Below are 16,780 nucleotides of genomic sequence, written 5' to 3' on the forward strand. Positions count from 1 at the left end.
CCCTGCTGGAGACCTTGCTGGAGACCCTCCTGACGACCTTGCTGGAGGCCTTCTTCAATGAGAGCGCGGGCCGCGTCGGTCTGTTTGAGTTCAGCAAGCAATTCGTCGAGTGACATTGTCGCTCCTGATAGTGAAGAGCTGGGAAGCTGCCTGCAGGTAGTCAGCTCCGGCTGAACCAGAGCTGACCACCGAAGCAGAGCAGCCGGCATCGGCTTTGGTGGAAGTGGGATGGTACGGAAAAAGGATCTGGCTTAGCTGGCTAGGGTTGGGAGCCGTTCGCGGTTGGCGCAGTCGGCGGCTGGCCGCCGCTGTCGGACAGGTGAGCCAGCAGGAGAGCGCGCAGCTGCTCCGCGTCGGAGGCCAGGCCGACAGCCAGCAGGAGCTGATGGATAGTGCGCAGCGAGTGGAGGTGAGGGGCGACGGTCCTGGCGAGCGGCTCTAGCTGGGGAAAGCGGCTGCGGACCCCTGCGATCAGGTCCTCACGACCCTGCTGGAGACCTTGCTGGAGACCTTGCTGGAGGCCCTCCTGACGACCCTGCTGGAGGCCTTCTTCAATGAGAGCGCGGGCCGCGTCGGTCTGTTTCAATTCTTGAAGAAACTCAGTCAGCATTGTGAACTGCTCCTGAAGCCACTGGCGCTCGCTGGCAGAAGCGTCGGCCCAGGCCAGCGAAGCTAACAACAAGCCAACTTCGAGTAACTCATACTGGCGGGTCTGCTGGAGCCGCTCGATCATGGTGCGAATGACCTGGCGGCTGCGCCCGTCGCGCGAGAGCGGCAGCAGCGGCAACAATCCTGGCAGCTGCCGCGCCAGCAACTCCTGTGCAGGAAATTCCCAAAGCTTGATGATGCGAAAGTAGAACTCGTGCACAGGCGAGTCATCAGGTAAAAACCGCTGATAAGGTGTCACAGGGACACCGCAGCGACGCAGGTAGATGACGCACGAAAGCACCGGGTACCCGAAGCGCCGGTCTGCAAGGATATTATACATCAGCAGGCGCTGGGGCATGCTGGTGTCGGCCCGGCTCTGAAACTCCAGATGAATGAGCAGAGGTTTGCCGGCTAGCGTGCAGGTGCTCAGGGCATCGGCATACAAGGCCCCTAGCTCAGTGAGCGGTGGCTCGATGGATAGAACAAATTCGCCAGAAGCCTGCTGAACATGACAGGCGCCCGGCAAGACAAAGGTGATCAGGTCCTGCGCGGCCAGGGCGAAGAGCCGCTTCATGCTCAAATCCCAGGACGAGGTCATAGAACGAGGTGCCGAACCTCCTTCGCTAAGCTGTGGCAAGTATAACAGATTTGGAGATATAGATCAAGAGCATTTGATCGAAAGATCTCCCAGAATAGAAGTGATCATTTATAAACAAGCAAGCGATATTTAATAGATCCTCTCGTGCCAGCACCAGAGCATCTACCAATGCCCAGGCGCGATCACTGGCTGGCCCGCCCGGCACAGGAGCAATGTGGGCAGAGACAATACAGGAGCGAGACCCAGAGAGAGGACAGGGACAAGGGTAGAGACAAGGAATCTGCTGATCAGATGGGACCTGACCACGGCCAGGCTGACACCGCCCGACCTGGTCTGTATTGATGATCGTAGATCAAACAGACCATCCGGGAGGCTGCGACGCTGGAGACGGCGATTGATGGGGAATCAACGAATCAGCAGGCGCGGATCAATCCAACCACCGCACTGCTTGAGCGCGGCAGGGCGTGAGCCGAGGAAAGCTCACTCTGCCTCGTCCTGGTGCCCGTTCGCCGTCTCCTCGTCCGGCCCCTCAACCTCTTCGAGCAGCTCTTCCATCGGCACCTTGAGATAACGCGCTACTTTCCACAACGTCAGCGAACTCGGCATGTAGTGCTTGTCATTCACCAGACGCCGAACGAGGTTGATAGGGACGTTGGCTTCGCGAGAAAGGCGACCTTGGCTGATCCCTCTCTCCTGCAGGATTTCTCTGACACGCAAACGTAGCATAGGAATAGCACTCAGATTCTCCCTGGCTTTCTTGTTCTGAGTATACAGATCACTTACTAGTGATAGAACTCCTCTTATCAGAGCACTCTGATAGAGGGAGTCTAAAGTAGTGCACTTCATTAGAGTCCACAAATTTTAGAGCGCTCTTATAAAATGGCCTTGATAAGAGTTCTCTGATATAGTATACTTGATCTGGTACTACTGTCGAAGACTCCAAGGATGTCTATCGCAAGAAAGGAGCGTGCACAATGACGCGTCAGGAGGCCGAAGCGCTGGCCGAGCGTATTCGCAACGATCGAGAAGCGCGGGTCACGGTCCTGCGCATTCAAGAGCAGCGCGAGCCGCCAGGCAGCTATCACCTGCTCTGTGCCCATGCCAATGGTCTCTGTTTCCTGGTTACCAAAGAGCAGGACTGGCAGCGCCAGCGCCAACACGCGCTAGAGGGCCATCCCCTGACCAGGCTCGCTCTGGAGAAAGAGAGGTGGGAACCGTTGTCGCACTTCGATAGTGCCTTGTGAGGTGGTGAGGGCGGCCTGCCTTGGCTTGCCTCGCCTTGTCTGATGCGATGGCTTGCTATTCCGTGGAGTTGGCCCTGTTACTTTGCTGAAGAAGTGGAGAGTGGCCTGATGTTACGACGCACCCTCTTGCTCGGCTCACCCACGCTGGCCCTGGCTCTGACCGAGACCGGAACTACTGCGCAAGATGCCGACGCCTGTGACGATCCGACCGTGGTCCTGGCGCTGGATAAGGACGAGTGTCAGGCACGTCTGCTGATGCGAGCGGCGACCCTGGCCGGGCGCAGCGGCAGGCTTGTCGAGGCCCTGCGCCTGACGCAGAGCGCCTATGAACTGGCCCGGCGCAGCACGACCTGCTATGCTGAGATCCCCGTCGCCTACCTGGCGGTCCTCTGTGGCGAATATGCGCGCCAGCATCGTGACGCCCCCATGCTGGAGACGGCCCACAGCCTGGCGCGCAAGCTCCGCGGCACGCTCCTGCACGATGGCGACCTGGCCCAGCTCCGTCTGCAGCTTGCCCTCCTGACGACCCCGCGGGCCGCCACTGAGCTGGCCCGCCTTACCCTCGACGTCTGGTGGCGCCCCGAGCTGATGCTCAACGACGGTACCTGGCACTGGGCGCGCGGGGGCTTCGTGGTGAAGTCGCTGGAGGCCCTGATCTTGAACGGCTACCCGGCTCAGGCCCGCGAGCTGGTCGACTATTTCGCCCGCCATCCGCAGACGTTCACCGCCTACGAGGCCCTGCGCTGGGAATGGGCTGCCATTCGCACCCGCCTCTACGGCAGTTTGGCTGAGCGTCGGGCCTTCCGCCGCCAGGCCTGCTGTTGCGGCTACGTTCGTCAAGCCGTGGTTGCTCTCTAAAAATATAAAAGGAATGCCTGGAGGAGGTTCGATGCAATGATCACTGCTCAGGAGAGCGCAGAAGAGAGCCAGCCCACCACGATGGCCGTCTATAAGGCGATCGCTCGCCGCAAAGAGAAAGATTATCGCCGTCGGCTGGTGGCCTCGGGACGTGCCTGCCGTCCCTATGGCTCCCTGGGCGACGACCCGGTCGCCGTGATGGTTCTCACGCCGCGCTTCGAGCGCGCTGAGCGCGAATTTCTGCCGGCCCGCATCCGGCGCCGCCTGCACCGCTATCGCCTGGGCCAGGACCAGACCGACGCGCCCGCCAGCGCCCAGACCGCGGCAGCGTCTGGCCTGACAGCAGACCCCTTTCCGATCCGCTCTGCGAGTGTTCGTTTGCTCTCTTAACCCTCTGGCCTGCTCAGGTTGGGGAGAGCGAGTCGGGAGCGACCGACTGCTCTCCCCCGTCTTCTGATCCTGCCACCGGTCCGGGTGACGACGACGTGCAAGGGCGTCGCGCCGCCCGGACCGGTCCCGTGTCAACTCAACAGCCGGGCTGCTGGCCTGCTGCTGCCAGGGCAGGAAGCCACAAGGTGGGGAATAATCAGGACATGGGGTGATTCATAAAGAAGGTGTACATGGCGTTGGTCGCGCTCGGTCCGGCGGGATCGGTATAGCTGCCGCTGCTGCTGCCACCCGACCAGGCATGGCCCATACCGTAGACCTTCCAGTATTCCTGGATCTCTCTCCCGCTGCTATCGGTCCAGGTCTGGACCGTATAGGCGTGTCCCCCAGGGACCTGACCGTTGCTGCTGCTCGATGGGCTGCCAAAGCTGGCATTGTAACTGCCGCCCGAGGCCAGGCGGTCGGTCGTCATCCACTGCTGCACCACCTGATCGCCATTGATGGGGTAGACCACGTAATCGCTCTGGCCGTGGAAGACAATGGTCGGCACGACCCGCGCCCGGCTCCCCATTGCCTGATAGGCAAGCTGTCCCTGCTGCTGGGGATCAGGACCGCCATAGAGCTGGGCCAGCGGCGCGGTGTAGGCCGAAGTGGCTGCCTGATATTCCAGGCCCGAAGCCACACCGATCGCTGCGAACAGATCAGGATAGGTGGCACCCAGGATCACGCTCATCGCCGCTCCGGCTGAAAGCCCGGCCACGTAGACACGCTTGCGATCGATCGTCCATTGGGAAGTGTTCTGCTCGACCGTCTGGACAATGCCGGCGATGATGGCCGGCTCGCCATAGCCGCGCACCTGGTTGCCCGGCAGGAACCAGTTCCAGCAGGCAGAGATGTTGTAGAGCGTTGTTTGCTGGGGATAGACCACGATGAACTGTTGCTGATCAGCCAGAGCGTTCATCTGTGTACCAGCGGCGAAGTCGGTCGGCGTCTGCAGGCAGCCATGAAGCATCACAATTAAAGGCACAGCAGTGCCGACATGGTAGCCGGCAGGGGTGTAGACATAGTAAGGACGGCTCCCCGCTGGTCCGCTGTAGATGTACTGGACAAAGGTGCCGCCGCTGGCATGAGCTACCGGCTGCGGCAAGATAAGAAGGCTCATCAGCGAAAGAGTAAGCACGCTGACGAGCAGCCAAGGAGTGCGAGGAAGACGACCAGGGGACATCGGGTTCGGCATACGGCAATCTCCCTTGCTTGCTCATGGATGCCTTCGTGGCATCGCGAGGCCTCGGTCTGTCTGCTGACAGACCTCAACAGGTTGTCTGGACAGAACGGCGCAGCGCTGTCGCCATCCTGCGCTCGCCGCCTCCGGCCAGCCCCGAGCCGTTCGTTTCGTGAGCACCCCAGCTCGACCACGAGTCTGACGGCTCCGCGACGGGTCGGGCCTGCCTCGGCTGACCGGAGGAGCGAACATGACACATGATTCATGTATCATATTTCGCCTGATCCTGTCAAGGGTAGAAGGTGGAGAATTCCCCCTTGACAATGGCGGTTTTCCGACTATCATGATACATGAATCATGTGTCATATGATGAGTGACTCATGATTCACTCGGCTGATCACTGCGATAGCCCACGCATAGCCCAGCACAGCGATCGGTGTGGCTGCTAAGCAACGAGGCTGTCACCAGCGGAAGGAGGAAAGCGAGACCATGAGGCTTCAGCGACCACCAGCTCCAGTGGAGCAGCGCAGACGCGGCGGTTCCGGTGTGGGCCTGCTTCTTCCCGGCGTACTCCTGTTCCTGCTCCTCTTGAGCGCCTGCGGGAGCACCAGCAGTGGCGGAGGCGGGGGAAGCAGCTCCAGCGCACCTGGAGTCAGCGCTGACACCATCACTATTGGAGGTGTGCTTGACACCACCGGCCCCATCAAAGTCATCTGTGCTCCCATTCTGCAGGGGGACCAGCTCTATTTTAACCAGGTGAACGCTGCCGGTGGCATCAATGGGCGCAAGATCAAATTCATCCAGGTCAGCGACAACGGCGACTCCACGCGCACGCGCGATGCCGTGCGTCAGCTCGTCGAGCAAGACCACGTCTTCGCCATCTTCCAGGTCTGCGGCTCCGGCAATGCCAACGTCGCCGAGAGCTACACCGTCCCGCGTGGCATTCCTTTTATTGATCCCATTGGGGGCGGCTCCAAATACACCGACCAGAACGGCAAGGCCCTGCCCTGGGTCTGGATGACCCAGCCCAACTACGGGGACGAAGGGCACGTCATTGGCTATTACGCCGCCACCACTCTCAAAGCCCACAGCGTCGGCCTGCTCTATGAGGACGACGTCTTGGGCCTGCAGCAGAAGACCACCCTAGCTGAGGCGCTGCAAAAGTACGGCAGCAGGCTCGTGGCCTCCGTTGGCTACAACGCCACCCAGACCGACTTTTCGGCGGCTCTCCAGACTCTCAAGGCCGCTGCGCCCGACCTGATCGTCCTCAACGGCCTGCCCAGTCCCACAGCGCGCTTTGTCGCCACCGCAGCCGCCCAGGGCTATCGTCCGCGGCTGGGCTACCTGGCCAACTATCCGATGGCTGACAACTCCTGGGCCAAGGTTCTGGGTGCTGCCGGCGAAGGCATCTACGTCAGCGGCTATACCAGCATGGATACACCCGTTGCGCAGCAATATTTGCAGGCCACCCGCAGCGATCCCGTCTTTAGCGCCTACAAGTTCTACGGCTACATCAACGCCAAGATCATGGTCGATGCCCTGCGCAAGGCCGGCAGCAGTCCCACGCGCGCCAGTCTGCGCGACGCCCTCGACCACGATTTCGTCAACTACGATACTGGCTTTGGGCCGACGCTGACCTGGACGCCGGAGCGTCATGGCGGCGTGAGCGACTTCATGTTCTTCCAGATCAAGCAAGGGCAGCTCACGCCTGTCAGCTCGTTCATCAAAGCCAGCGCCGTCTGGCCCTAGAGCCTGCTCTCTCGATAGGCGTGAGGTGAGCGACGGCGCTCGCCTGCCGCCTGCAACTCGACAGCCATCGCCGCTGGCTGCTGTGGCCTTCCTTAATAAATAATAAGGGCGTCGGCGGTCTCAGGCTCTGGCTGTCGTTCTGCTTGTTTGCTGACTGGCTCGTCTTGGCTGACGAAGAGAGGAGGCACCTTGTGCTTGCACTGCTCCAGGTCCTGCTGTCGGGGCTGGTCACCGGCAGCCTCTACGGCTTGCTGGCGCTGGGCATTGTCCTGATCTATCGCACGACGGGCGTGCTCAACTTCGCCTACGGAGCGCTGGCTGCCGCCTCGACCTGCTTACTGTATATCTTGCTCACGGGGCCGCGGCTTCCCTTCTGGCTGGCCGTCCTGCTCAGCCTGTTCTTTGCCCTCCTGCTCGGCGCTGTTGTCGAGCGCGCCTTTGCGCGTCCACTGCTGGCGGCCCCCATTCTAACCAAGGCCATTGCCACCCTGGCCCTGGCTCTGGTGCTCCAAACGGTCGTCCAGGCGCTCTGGCCGCAACTGACAACGCCGGTGCATTTCCCGACCCCCTTCGAGGGCCATGCGCTGCGCCTCGGCGGCTTCTATCTCTCACTGACCGATGGCCTGGTGCTCCTGATAACGGCCCTGCTCCTCATCGTATTGCAGCTCTTTCTGCTGCGCACGCGCCTGGGCATCGCCATGCGGGCGACAGCCGACGGCCTTGAGGCCGCGCGTCTGATGGGGATACCGGTCGGGCTGATCTTCCTGCTGGTCTGGATGCTGACCAGCCTCCTGGCGGCCATCGCTGGCTTCTTGATTGCCGCGCGGCAGACGGTGATCGACGTGCAGTTCATGGACCCGGTGCTCTTACTGGCCTTTATCGGCGCCGTGTTAGGCGGCCTCGACCGCCTGGAGGGCGCCGTACTCGGGGGGGTGCTCGTGGGTCTGGCGGAGAATGTGCTGGCTCTGCTGCTGGCCGGCCACAGTCTGGGCGCCCTGGACCTGGGGAATCCAGGCATCCGCGAGGCCCTGATCTTCGCTGGCTTTGTGCTCTTACTGCTACTGCGTCCTCGCGGCCTCTTTGGCGGGGCTGCCCTGCGGCGCGTCTAGTGCGGAGGAAGATGAGTGGCCATGAAACGCATTGTCTCGCCCCTGAAGAGGGGCCAGGTCTCGCAGGATGCCCCCATAGGGGCGACGCCCCTGACCACCGGCGGACGAGCAGAGAGAGCGTCGGGGGGCGAGCGTCACGTCTGGCCGCGAGTGACGGCGCCGCTCCTGGGACTCATCGCCCTGATCCTGCTGCCATCGCTCTTCGATCTGCTCTTTGGCGACAGCGCCGATTTTCAGCTGCACCGTGTCACGTTGATCCTGATCCTGGCGATCGCCGCCCTGGCCCAGAACCTGCTCACCGGCTATGCGGCCCAGCCATCGCTGGGCAACGCCGCCTTCTTTGGCGTCAGCGCCTATCTGCTGGCCTGGCTGAATAGCGACCTGCAGCAGCCCTACTGGCTGGCGGTGCTGGTCGCGCTGCTCGCCTGTGCCCTCCTCGGCCTGATCGTCGGTGGCCCGGCGCTCAGCGTCTCGGGAGCCCATCTGGCCATTGCCACCCTGGGCCTGGTTGTCTTGACCGGCTCCCTGTTGACGCTGTGGGATACCAGCGCCGGGCGCCAGAGTTACGAGCTGACGGCCCTACCCGAGGCCCTGGGCGATGATCGCGTCCTCTATTATCTGGTGCTGGCCCTGACAGCGCTTGTCTTCTTTTGCGCCTTCCACCTGCTGCGCTCGCGCATCGGGCGGGCCTGGATCGCCCTGCGCGATAGCGAGGTTGCGGCGGCAGCCTGTGGAGTGGCTCTGACGCGCTACAAGCTGCTGGCCTTTGTGGTGAGCGCCGTCCTGACCGGGCTGGCGGGCGTCCTCTATGCGACCTGGGGCACGACGGCCACGGCGAGTATGTCCAGCGTTGACCAGACCATCGCCTTTCTGACGATGATCGTCGTCGGCGGGGCCGGCTCCCTGTCCGGTTCCTTGCTCGGGGCGCTCTTCGTCGGCCTTGTGCCCCTGCTCTTAGGCGAGCTACCCGATCCGCTGACGCTGGGGCCGCTGCAGCTCCCAATTGCCACGCTGACCACAGGCATCTACGGCGTGCTGCTACTGCTGGCCTTGATTTTCTTCCCCGGCGGCCTGAGCTCAGTCTTTAGCCGAGGCGGGCGCCTGGTTCAGGGAGAGGGAGGGAAGCCATGAGTGCTGAGCGGCAGACGGCCCCGCAGGAGGGGCGCCAGTGCAGGACCTTGCTGGAGGTGCAGGGGCTGACCGTGCGCTTTGGCGGCCTGGTAGCGGTGGCCGATCTTGATCTGCGTGTCGAGGAAGGCGAAATCTTTGCCCTGGTCGGCCCGAATGGGGCCGGCAAGACGACGGTCCTCAATTGCATCAGCGGCTTCGTCAGGCCGAGCAGCGGCAGCATTCGCCTGGCCGGGCAGGATCTGCTCGCCCTGGGCGCGGAGCGCCGGGCAGCCCTTGGAATCGGACGGACCTTTCAAAATGGACAGCTGTTCAGCAGCATGACGGTCCTGGAAAATCTGTTGGTGGGGCGCCATAGCCGGCTGCGTGCTGGTCTCTTTCAGAGCCTGCTTCCCATTGGCCCGGCCAGGCGCGAAGAGGCAGCCGCGCGTCAGCGGGCAAGGGAGATCCTGACCTGGCTGGGGCTGGAGAGCTACGCCGATCGTCTGGTGGCAACGCTGCCGGCGGGCCTGCAGAAGCTGATTGGCGTAGCGCGGGCCCTGGCCGGAGAGCCACGCCTGCTCTTGCTGGATGAGCCGGCGGCGGGAGTGCCTCTGCGCGAAGTAGCGGCCCTGGCCGACCAGCTACGGCGCTGGAAGGCGGAGCTGGGTCTGACCCTGCTGCTGATTGAGCACAACATGGAGGTAGTGCAGGCGGTGGCACAGCGCATCTGCGTACTCAACTACGGGCGCAAGCTGGCCGAAGGCGAGCCGGCGACGGTGCTGCGCGAGCCTGCCGTCCTGGAAGCCTACCTCGGGCGCGAGGAGGAGATCGACGCTCGTGAGGAATGGGAGGTGAGCGATCATGCTGCAGGTTGAGGGCCTGCGCGCTGGCTATGGGCCGCTGGAGATTCTTCATGGCGTCTCGCTGGAGGTCCCAGCGGGGAGCCTGGTGGCGCTACTGGGGGCCAACGGTGCGGGAAAGACAACCCTGATGCGCACGCTGCTGGGTCTGCTACCGGCGCGCAGCGGGCGCATCCTGTTTGCTGGCCAGGAGGTAGAGCGTGCCAGCGTTGAGCGACGGGTGCGCCTTGGGTTGGGACTGGTGCCCGAAGGACGCGAGTTGTTCCCATCCTTGAGTGTGCGTGAGAATCTTCTCATGGGGGCCTTCACGCGCCGCGGGCGCGCGGCCATCGAGGCCGATATCGAGCGTGTCCTGACCTGCTTTCCGCGCCTCAAAGAGCGGCTGGCTTTGCCGGCGGCCAGCCTGAGCGGCGGTGAGAGCCAGATGCTGGCCATCGGACGAGCCTTGATGAGCCGGCCTCGTCTGCTCCTCATCGACGAGCTGTCTCAGGGCCTGGCGCCGGCCATCGTCGAAAGCGTGCTCGCCGTGCTGGTGCGCCTCAATCGCGACGAGGGGCTGACCATCCTGCTGGTCGAGCAGAATGCGCGCAAAGCGCTTAAGGTGGCCAGTTTGGCCTACGTGCTCCAGAGCGGCAGCATTGTCCTGCAGGGCCGGCCAGATGATCTGGCAGCCAGCCCGGCTATACAGCATCTCTATTTGGGTGGCGAGGCGAAGGCTGGGGGACCGGATGAGGAAAACCTTGACGCGCGCTCTCTGGTGCGCGGGGGCCTGAACAAGGAAGCAAGAGGAGAGGAGTGAGCAAGCAATGGAAGGTTTGACAGGCAAGGTGGCGCTGGTCACGGGCGCCGCCTCGGGTATTGGTTTGGCGATTGCGCGTGATCTGGCCGGGCATGGGGTGCGTGTAACGCTGTGCGATGTCAATGCCACCCAGGGGGAGAAGGTGGCGGCGACCCTGCCACAGGCGCGCTTTGTGGCGGCGGATCTGACGCGCGAGGCCGACATTGAGCGCCTCGTCGCCACAACACTGGCCGCTGAGGGGCGCATCGATATTCTGGTCAATAATGCTGGCTTCCAGCATGTGGCGCCGCTGGAGCAGTTTCCGGTCGAGAAGTGGCGCCAGATGATCGATCTGATGCTGACGGCTCCCTTTCTGCTGACACGGGCCGTGCTGCCCGGCATGTACGAACGTGGCTGGGGACGGATTGTCAATGTCGCTTCGGTGCATGCCCTGCGAGCCTCGGCTCTCAAGGCAGCCTATGTCAGCGCCAAACATGGTCTGCTGGGGCTGACGCGCGTGACGGCCCTGGAGGGGGCGCCCCACGGCGTCACCTGTAACGCCGTCTGCCCGTCCTATGTGCGCACGCCGCTGGTCGAGGGCCAGATTCCGGCCCTGGCGCGCCAGCATGGTATTCCCGAAGAGCGCGTAGTGGCGGAGGTGATGACGGCGCGCAGCGCGATTCGCCGCCTGCTGGAGCCGGAGGAAGTGGCTCAGTTGGTGAGCTATCTTTGTAGCGAGGCGGCGGCGGGCATCACCGGGAGCGCTCAGGTGATCGACTGCGGCTGGACGGCGCAGTAGTCGGGCCGAAGCGAGACAGGGGCCGTACGTATGCGCCAGGCCACAGTCGATCAGGGCTGTGGCTCTGGCGGATTGGCCTCCTGCCCCCGCTCTGCTGGAGACGAGCCTGCCCGATCGCGGGTGCTGGGCGAGGAGCTGGGCAAGGTGGGGGCCAGACCGTGGGTGATGAATTCCATGAGGGTCTCGAAGACCTGGGGAGGAAGCACCTGCTCGGCGCTCTGATCGCTCTGGCGGGCCGCTGCGCTTGCCTCGACTGCAGGCCCGGCGGTGGCTGATAACTGGGGCCAGACGATCCAGCGCAAGGCAAGGAAGTGGCCGATGCCCATGAGGGCATAGGCTAGCGTTTCCGCGTCCATCGGGCGAACCTGGCCGGCCTCCATTGCGGCGCGCAGGCCGCGGGCATAGCCCCGACTGATGCTCTGGTAGTACTCCTGTGCGGCTTCAGGGGCGACGCGCTCAGCCTCTTCGACGATGCGATAGATACTGCAATGGGCGGCGGCAAAGCGGAAGAAGGCGATAAAGCCCTGCCGCTCGATCTCTAGACGGTCGGTAAGACCGGCGGTGGCCGCCGCCGAGGCTTCGCGCAGGCGCCGACCCAGGTCCCTGACCAGCTCGACAAAAATATCGCGCTTAGTACGAAAATAGATGTAAAACGTGCCCTGGGCAACGCCGGCGCGCCGCGTGATTTCTGAGATGCTGGCCTCATAGTACCCCAGCTCGCCAAAGACGGCTTCGGCAGCCTCCAGAATGCGTTGACGCGTGATCTCACCTCGCGAGAGAGCTGGGGTGCTCAGGCTCTCTTTCTCTCTGGCCGGGGTGGCGCGCTCATTCTCTGGGGCACTGGGCTGAACTTGAGCTGTTTCGTCCATCATGTGCTGTTGACTCTTCCTCCTAGCCATTCTTCTAACGGGCCTCACATGGCCTCCTTTCTCTATGGTCACATACCGGGCGCTTCGTGTCCAGTCCCTGTTATCGCCCCTGGCCGTCGCTCTGTCGCTTCCTTGCTCTGGTGCGGAAATGGCAGCGCTGGGCTGGCGGTGGGATGTCTCCGGGGATCGGGAGCCTGCTGGCACCCTCTGAGCTTGATTTTCGGCCCGGCCTCGGGTACAGTTAGCTACATGATATATGATTCACGTATCATATTTTAGCATATCGGCCAAGAACCTGGGTAGCCGAGTCGCGGCTGGCGCTGGTGCGAGCCGCGAGAGTTCCCTCTGTGAGGAGGTCCTGGATGGAGAAAACCTTTCTTGGTCTGGGCGAATGGCTGGAGCGCCGTGCCCAGCTGACGCCTGAGAAGATTGGCCTGGTCGATGTTGAGAGCGGGGTCCGGCTGAGCTATCGCGCCTTGAACGAGCGGGCGCTGGCGCTGGCGGTGCTGCTCAGCGAGGACTACGGCGTCGGCCCGGGCGAGCGCGTGGCGGTGCTGGCCTACAATGCGCCCGAGTATCTGGATGCCCTCTTCGCTGTGGCTCTGCTCGGGGCTATTCTCGTGCCCCTCAACTGGCGTCTGACGATTCATGAGCTGCTGACGATTATGCGTGATTGCGAGCCGCGCCTGCTCCTGCACGATGAGGAGCACAGTCAGCGGGCCAGCGAGCTGGTGACGGCGCTGACCTCTACCGCTGGATCTGCGGGCCCGGCGCCACGCTTACTCTCCTGGGCGGCCTTTCCAGGGGAGGATCAGCGCCTGGCGGCGCGAGCGCGTCCTTTCGCGAGTGCCGACGGTGAGGAGCCGGTGCTCATTCTCTATACCTCTGGCACCACGGGCGTGCCCAAGGGGGCGATGCTCTCGCATCGCATGATTACCTGGAATGCCATCAATACGCAAATCAGCTGGGGGCTGCGCGATGACGATATCACGCCGACCTTTGCCCCCTTCTTTCATGCTGGCGGCCTGAATGTGTTGACGACGCCGCTCTATCACTGCGGCGGCACGGTGGTTCTGCTGCGCTCCTCTGATCCAGCTTTGATCTTGCGCACGATCGAGGCCGAGCGCTGCACGGTGGTCTTTGCTGTGCCGACCGTCTTTCAATCGATGCTAGAACACCCGGCTTTTGCTACCACGGACCTGTCATCGCTACGCTTCTGTGTGACGGGCGGCTCTTCGTGTCCGCTGCCGGTGATTCGGGGCTATGGGGAGCGCGGTGTCCTGCTGCGCCAGGGCTATGGTCTGACCGAAGTTGGCGTCAACTGTTTCAGTCTGGCGCCCGAGGATGCCCTGCGCAAGGCCGGCTCGGTGGGGCGCCCGGTCTTCCATTCGCGGGCGCGTATTGTCGACGAGCGCGATCAGGATGTGGCGCCCGGCGAGGTGGGGGAGCTGGTGCTGGCGGGGCCACATGTCTGCTCAGGCTACTGGCGGCGCCCGGCGGAGACGGCGGAGGCGGCGCGCGGTGGCTGGTGGCATACCGGCGATCTGGCGCGCTGCGATGAAGAGGGCTACTACTACATTGTAGGGCGCAAGAAGGACCTCTTCATTTCGGGCGGAGAGAATGTCTATCCTGCTGAGGTGGAGGCGGTGCTGCTCTCCCATCCGGGCGTGGCCGAGGCGGCAGTGATCGGCAGACCCGACCCGCGCTGGGGCGAGGTGGGCCTGGCGATTGTGGTGCCGCGCGCGCCCGGCGTCCTGCGTCCTGAAGAGCTGCTGGCCTTCTGTGGTGAGCGCCTGGCCCGCTACAAGATTCCCAAGCAGATCATCTTTGCCGAGGCCCTGCCGCGCAATGCGATGGGCAAGGTACTCAAGGCAGAGCTGCGGGCGCGCTATGTGCAGGAAGGAGAACAGTAAGGTTCCCAACCAGCGGGCAGGTCTGAGGCTGGCTCGCCGGCTGTCTGGCTCAGCTGGGCAGGCCGAGCCAGAGGCGGGGCTTCGTCAGGAAGGAGCTGACGGGGCAGAGTCCGTTTCCGGCTGCCGGCCCCAGGCCGTTAGCACGGTCCAGAGGCCGCAGAAATCTTCTTGCTGCATGTCAGCGATGGCCTGCTGGTAGAGACGGCTTAGCTCGGCCTCGCTGGCCAACCCTAGCTTGAGGTAGAAGGAGCGACCCAGCTCCAGGGTCATGATGGCATCCTGGAAGACGCTCTCATGGGCCGGAGTACCATAGGACCAGTCGATGGCGCTGGCTCGCAATCGCACGTCCTGGAAGCCGGCCCGGCGCAGAAGAGGTGCCAGCATGGGGGTCATGCCGCCGTGTCGGCCATCGGCTGAGAAGCTCTGGCCGGCCTGTTTGAGACCCGCTGTGGCCAGGGCCATGAGCTGCTCGAAGGCCAGGCTATTGGTGAGCGGTCCCTCGGTCTCGGTCAGGCGAATGGTGCCATCGGGCTTGAGTAGACGTCGGCACTCAGCCAGCAGGCGCGGCCAGGATGCCGGTAACATGAAGCTGGCCATGAAGCGCCCATTAATGAGATCGAAGCTGGCGTTGGGGAAGGCCAGCGCCTCCATGATGTTCATGCTCTGAAAACGCACGTTGCTCAGGCCGCGCTCCCTGGCGCGGGCGGTGGCTCGCTCGACGGCCCGCGCGCTGAGATCGATGCCTACCACCTCAACGGCGGGAAAGGCGGCGGCGACCCCAATGGCCCAGCCGCCGGGGCCACAGGCCAGATCAAGCACGCGCCCGCCAGCCGGTAGGGTTTGCCCTTCTTCTGGCAGGAGGCCCCCCATGCCGGCGGTAATCAGTTGATCCTGATGAGCCAGACGGTTCAGCTCGGCCTCATCCTCGGCATTGAAAGGGTAAGTGGCGCCGGGAAGTGGCCCCCGCTCGGGGGCTGACTGTGGCTGGCTGCTCGCTGCTCTGTTGGTCAGAGACTGCCTCTGGGCTTCGTGCTCGCTCATACGATCACTGCTCCTTCTTGGTGGGCATCTTGGAAGAGACGGCAATGCGCGGCTTCGCCGTTAGAGAGCGACAGCGCTGCACGGGCAGGGTTTGAGCTTCTTCTTGCGGCAATGAGAAAAGCCTCTTTTTCTCTTCTTTACAACCTGCAACTATCCCGGACATCCTGCTAGTATCTGCTACGTCACAGATGTATAGCATCAGCATAACATCGGTAAAGCTGTATTGCAAGGGAGCAGCATAACCGGGACGGATGAAACAGAGCAAAAGGTACGGTTGTCCTGGCAAGACTTGAGCAAGAGAACGAGTAAGATGGGCGCCCCAGGTGATGGCAGTGGTGCTATAATAGCAAAGGACTTCTCCCGTGTGATGTGTGAAGAAAGGAGGCACCGGACGTGAGCGAAGCAGCAGAGAGCGGCGAGAAGCGGCATCGCGTCCTGGTGCCGGTTCGTGAGCGAGCCTTGCGCGTCGGCGACCTGATCGTCATCGACGGTCATCGCACCCGACGTCAGGCGCTGGCCGAGCGCTTGCAGGCGGGGGGCTATCGGCTGCAGCATACACCCCACTTTCTCATGGCGGAGCGGGCCAAGGAGCCGCGGCGCCTGCTCGTGCACTTTTTCGCACGTCAGGAGCTGGATGCCGATCTTGGGGCCTGCTTTCTCGAAGAGTTGCGCCCTGCCGGCTGGCTGACGACCCCTGCTGACCTGGCTCAGCTCTTCGCTGGAGTCATTGGTTCCTGTTCCCCGCGTGATCCGGCTCTGGCCTGGCGACGCTACGGCGAAAATACCCTCCAGCGCTATCGTCTTCTCCTGCAGAGCGCTCAGCCGCAGGAGCTGCCTCGACCGGTCTCGCCCATTGCCGTCTTCTCCAGCCTCTATCGTCGTGTTGTGGCCCTCATCGGGCGAGAGCGTGTCACTGCCGCCGGCACCCTGCTCGATGCTGGCTGCTCCTTCGGTTTCCTCCCCTTGCTGCTCGCCGAAGCTTCTCCTGAACTGAGGGAGATTGTCGGCCTCGATCTGCTCCCCGACGCCTTTCTCGTGGCTCGTCAGCTGGCTGCTGAACGCGGTTGGCCGCAGGTGCGTTTTGTGCAGGCCGACCTGCGGGTGGCCGGTGAGCTGGCTCCGCTTGGGAGGTTCGACACGGTTGTGGCCCTGCACGTCCTGGAGCATTTCAGTCCCGAGGAAGGTGAGCAGGTCCTGAACAACCTGCTGGCGGCCACCAGGCGCCTCCTGGTAATCGCCGTCCCCTATGAAGAGCAGCCTGAGCCGGTCTATGGGCATCAGCGGGTCTTCTCGCCGGCCACCCTGGAGGCGCTGGGGAAGCGCTGTCTGGAGCGCTGGGGAGGACCAGGAGGACGCTACTGGTGCGAGGAGTGCGCGGGCGGCCTGCTCGTTGTCGAGCGCAGCCAGGACGAGGCCGAAGCGGCGAGCGCTGCCGCGACGCCGTCAGGGGCAACTGTTGAGACTTAAGGCGTCAGCGGCCTGGCTGCCAGGCGTGAGCCTGCTCCGCCCTGCCGGGTCTGTGTGGCGGAGGCTCACGCGGTTGACAAGGGGAGTACCTGCCTTTTACAATACTTTTCAAGGTTGCACGTTGGTGC

At 63.3% G+C, this 16,780-nt stretch carries 16 protein-coding genes; 11 read left to right on the plus strand and 5 right to left on the minus strand.

Annotated elements, in window-relative coordinates; genetic code table 11:
* Positions 1-259: 259 nt before the first annotated feature.
* Entirely contained in the window at positions 260-1,246 is a 987-nt protein-coding gene (locus tag A4R35_RS19630) for an RpnC/YadD family protein (protein ID WP_112432390.1), read from the minus strand.
* A gap of 480 nt (positions 1,247-1,726) precedes the next feature.
* The gene (locus A4R35_RS19635; RefSeq protein ID WP_112432392.1) at positions 1,727-2,092 is read right to left on the minus strand and encodes a helix-turn-helix domain-containing protein; all 366 of its coding nucleotides are present in this window, start codon (positions 2,090-2,092) and stop codon (positions 1,727-1,729) included.
* A 128-nt stretch (positions 2,093-2,220) separates the two neighbouring features.
* Here A4R35_RS19635 and A4R35_RS19640 point away from each other — a divergent pair, with 128 nt between their 5' ends.
* From A4R35_RS19640 to A4R35_RS19650, 3 genes are all read left to right on the plus strand, one after another.
* Positions 2,221-2,490: a hypothetical protein gene (locus A4R35_RS19640; protein ID WP_052890258.1), complete on the plus strand. Its 270-nt coding sequence runs from the start codon at positions 2,221-2,223 to the stop codon at positions 2,488-2,490.
* A 108-nt stretch (positions 2,491-2,598) separates the two neighbouring features.
* Positions 2,599-3,348 (plus strand): hypothetical protein, encoded by a 750-nt coding sequence (locus tag A4R35_RS19645; protein ID WP_112432394.1) that lies wholly within the window; start codon positions 2,599-2,601, stop codon positions 3,346-3,348.
* Between the two features lie 36 nt (positions 3,349-3,384).
* Positions 3,385-3,738 carry a hypothetical protein gene (locus tag A4R35_RS19650; protein ID WP_112432396.1) on the plus strand — a complete coding sequence of 118 codons (354 nt, stop codon included), beginning with the start codon at positions 3,385-3,387 and terminating at the stop codon, positions 3,736-3,738.
* A 196-nt stretch (positions 3,739-3,934) separates the two neighbouring features.
* Here A4R35_RS19650 and A4R35_RS19655 read toward each other — a convergent pair whose 3' ends face one another.
* Positions 3,935-4,972: an extracellular catalytic domain type 1 short-chain-length polyhydroxyalkanoate depolymerase gene (locus A4R35_RS19655; protein ID WP_223258418.1), complete on the minus strand. Its 1,038-nt coding sequence runs from the start codon at positions 4,970-4,972 to the stop codon at positions 3,935-3,937.
* A 474-nt stretch (positions 4,973-5,446) separates the two neighbouring features.
* Here A4R35_RS19655 and A4R35_RS19660 point away from each other — a divergent pair, with 474 nt between their 5' ends.
* From A4R35_RS19660 to A4R35_RS19685, 6 genes are all read left to right on the plus strand, one after another.
* Positions 5,447-6,706, plus strand: coding sequence for an ABC transporter substrate-binding protein (locus A4R35_RS19660; protein WP_112432400.1), 1,260 nt, complete (start codon positions 5,447-5,449; stop codon positions 6,704-6,706).
* Between the two features lie 191 nt (positions 6,707-6,897).
* On the plus strand, positions 6,898-7,815 hold the full coding sequence (locus tag A4R35_RS19665; protein ID WP_189362071.1) for a branched-chain amino acid ABC transporter permease: 918 nt from the start codon (positions 6,898-6,900) through the stop codon (positions 7,813-7,815).
* A 21-nt stretch (positions 7,816-7,836) separates the two neighbouring features.
* On the plus strand, positions 7,837-8,946 hold the full coding sequence (locus A4R35_RS19670) for a branched-chain amino acid ABC transporter permease (RefSeq protein WP_112432404.1): 1,110 nt from the start codon (positions 7,837-7,839) through the stop codon (positions 8,944-8,946).
* Complete coding sequence (locus A4R35_RS19675) at positions 8,943-9,800, plus strand: ABC transporter ATP-binding protein (RefSeq protein ID WP_112432406.1); 858 nt, start codon at positions 8,943-8,945, stop codon at positions 9,798-9,800. Before A4R35_RS19670 ends, A4R35_RS19675 begins: the two co-directional genes overlap by 4 nt.
* Positions 9,787-10,584 carry an ABC transporter ATP-binding protein gene (locus A4R35_RS19680; protein ID WP_112432408.1) on the plus strand — a complete coding sequence of 266 codons (798 nt, stop codon included), beginning with the start codon at positions 9,787-9,789 and terminating at the stop codon, positions 10,582-10,584. Before A4R35_RS19675 ends, A4R35_RS19680 begins: the two co-directional genes overlap by 14 nt.
* Positions 10,585-10,591: 7 nt before the next feature.
* The gene (locus tag A4R35_RS19685) at positions 10,592-11,362 is read left to right on the plus strand and encodes a 3-hydroxybutyrate dehydrogenase (RefSeq protein ID WP_112432410.1); all 771 of its coding nucleotides are present in this window, start codon (positions 10,592-10,594) and stop codon (positions 11,360-11,362) included.
* 50 nt (positions 11,363-11,412) lie between these two features.
* Here the strand turns inward: A4R35_RS19685 and A4R35_RS19690 are convergent, their stop codons facing one another.
* Positions 11,413-12,234 (minus strand): TetR/AcrR family transcriptional regulator, encoded by an 822-nt coding sequence (locus A4R35_RS19690; protein ID WP_223258419.1) that lies wholly within the window; start codon positions 12,232-12,234, stop codon positions 11,413-11,415.
* A 359-nt stretch (positions 12,235-12,593) separates the two neighbouring features.
* Between A4R35_RS19690 and A4R35_RS19695 the strand changes: the two genes are divergently transcribed.
* The gene (locus A4R35_RS19695) at positions 12,594-14,144 is read left to right on the plus strand and encodes an acyl-CoA synthetase (RefSeq protein WP_112432412.1); all 1,551 of its coding nucleotides are present in this window, start codon (positions 12,594-12,596) and stop codon (positions 14,142-14,144) included.
* Positions 14,145-14,228: 84 nt separating this feature from the next.
* Here A4R35_RS19695 and A4R35_RS19700 read toward each other — a convergent pair whose 3' ends face one another.
* Positions 14,229-15,185, minus strand: coding sequence for a class I SAM-dependent methyltransferase (locus A4R35_RS19700; RefSeq protein WP_112432414.1), 957 nt, complete (start codon positions 15,183-15,185; stop codon positions 14,229-14,231).
* A 393-nt stretch (positions 15,186-15,578) separates the two neighbouring features.
* Here A4R35_RS19700 and A4R35_RS19705 point away from each other — a divergent pair, with 393 nt between their 5' ends.
* A complete protein-coding gene (locus A4R35_RS19705) occupies positions 15,579-16,652 on the plus strand; it encodes a class I SAM-dependent methyltransferase (protein ID WP_112432416.1) in 1,074 nt (357 codons plus the stop codon).
* The last annotated feature ends 128 nt before the right edge of the window (positions 16,653-16,780 follow it).

This window comes from Thermogemmatispora tikiterensis (assembly GCF_003268475.1).
Classification (GTDB): domain Bacteria; phylum Chloroflexota; class Ktedonobacteria; order Ktedonobacterales; family Ktedonobacteraceae; genus Thermogemmatispora; species Thermogemmatispora tikiterensis.

Bases quoted from the DNA above. Each gene is read 5' to 3' on its own strand.
- A4R35_RS19630 (WP_112432390.1), bottom strand. From the start codon at position 1,246: ATGACCTCGTCCTGGGATTTGAGCATGAAGCGGCTCTTCGCCCTGGCC.
- A4R35_RS19635 (WP_112432392.1), bottom strand. From the start codon at position 2,092: ATGAAGTGCACTACTTTAGACTCCCTCTATCAGAGTGCTCTGATAAGA.
- A4R35_RS19640 (WP_052890258.1), top strand. From the start codon at position 2,221: ATGACGCGTCAGGAGGCCGAAGCGCTGGCCGAGCGTATTCGCAACGAT.
- A4R35_RS19645 (WP_112432394.1), top strand. From the start codon at position 2,599: ATGTTACGACGCACCCTCTTGCTCGGCTCACCCACGCTGGCCCTGGCT.
- A4R35_RS19650 (WP_112432396.1), top strand. From the start codon at position 3,385: ATGATCACTGCTCAGGAGAGCGCAGAAGAGAGCCAGCCCACCACGATG.
- A4R35_RS19655 (WP_223258418.1), bottom strand. From the start codon at position 4,972: ATGCCGAACCCGATGTCCCCTGGTCGTCTTCCTCGCACTCCTTGGCTG.
- A4R35_RS19660 (WP_112432400.1), top strand. From the start codon at position 5,447: ATGAGGCTTCAGCGACCACCAGCTCCAGTGGAGCAGCGCAGACGCGGC.
- A4R35_RS19670 (WP_112432404.1), top strand. From the start codon at position 7,837: ATGAAACGCATTGTCTCGCCCCTGAAGAGGGGCCAGGTCTCGCAGGAT.
- A4R35_RS19675 (WP_112432406.1), top strand. From the start codon at position 8,943: ATGAGTGCTGAGCGGCAGACGGCCCCGCAGGAGGGGCGCCAGTGCAGG.
- A4R35_RS19680 (WP_112432408.1), top strand. From the start codon at position 9,787: ATGCTGCAGGTTGAGGGCCTGCGCGCTGGCTATGGGCCGCTGGAGATT.
- A4R35_RS19685 (WP_112432410.1), top strand. From the start codon at position 10,592: ATGGAAGGTTTGACAGGCAAGGTGGCGCTGGTCACGGGCGCCGCCTCG.
- A4R35_RS19690 (WP_223258419.1), bottom strand. From the start codon at position 12,234: ATGATGGACGAAACAGCTCAAGTTCAGCCCAGTGCCCCAGAGAATGAG.
- A4R35_RS19695 (WP_112432412.1), top strand. From the start codon at position 12,594: ATGGAGAAAACCTTTCTTGGTCTGGGCGAATGGCTGGAGCGCCGTGCC.
- A4R35_RS19700 (WP_112432414.1), bottom strand. From the start codon at position 15,185: ATGAGCGAGCACGAAGCCCAGAGGCAGTCTCTGACCAACAGAGCAGCG.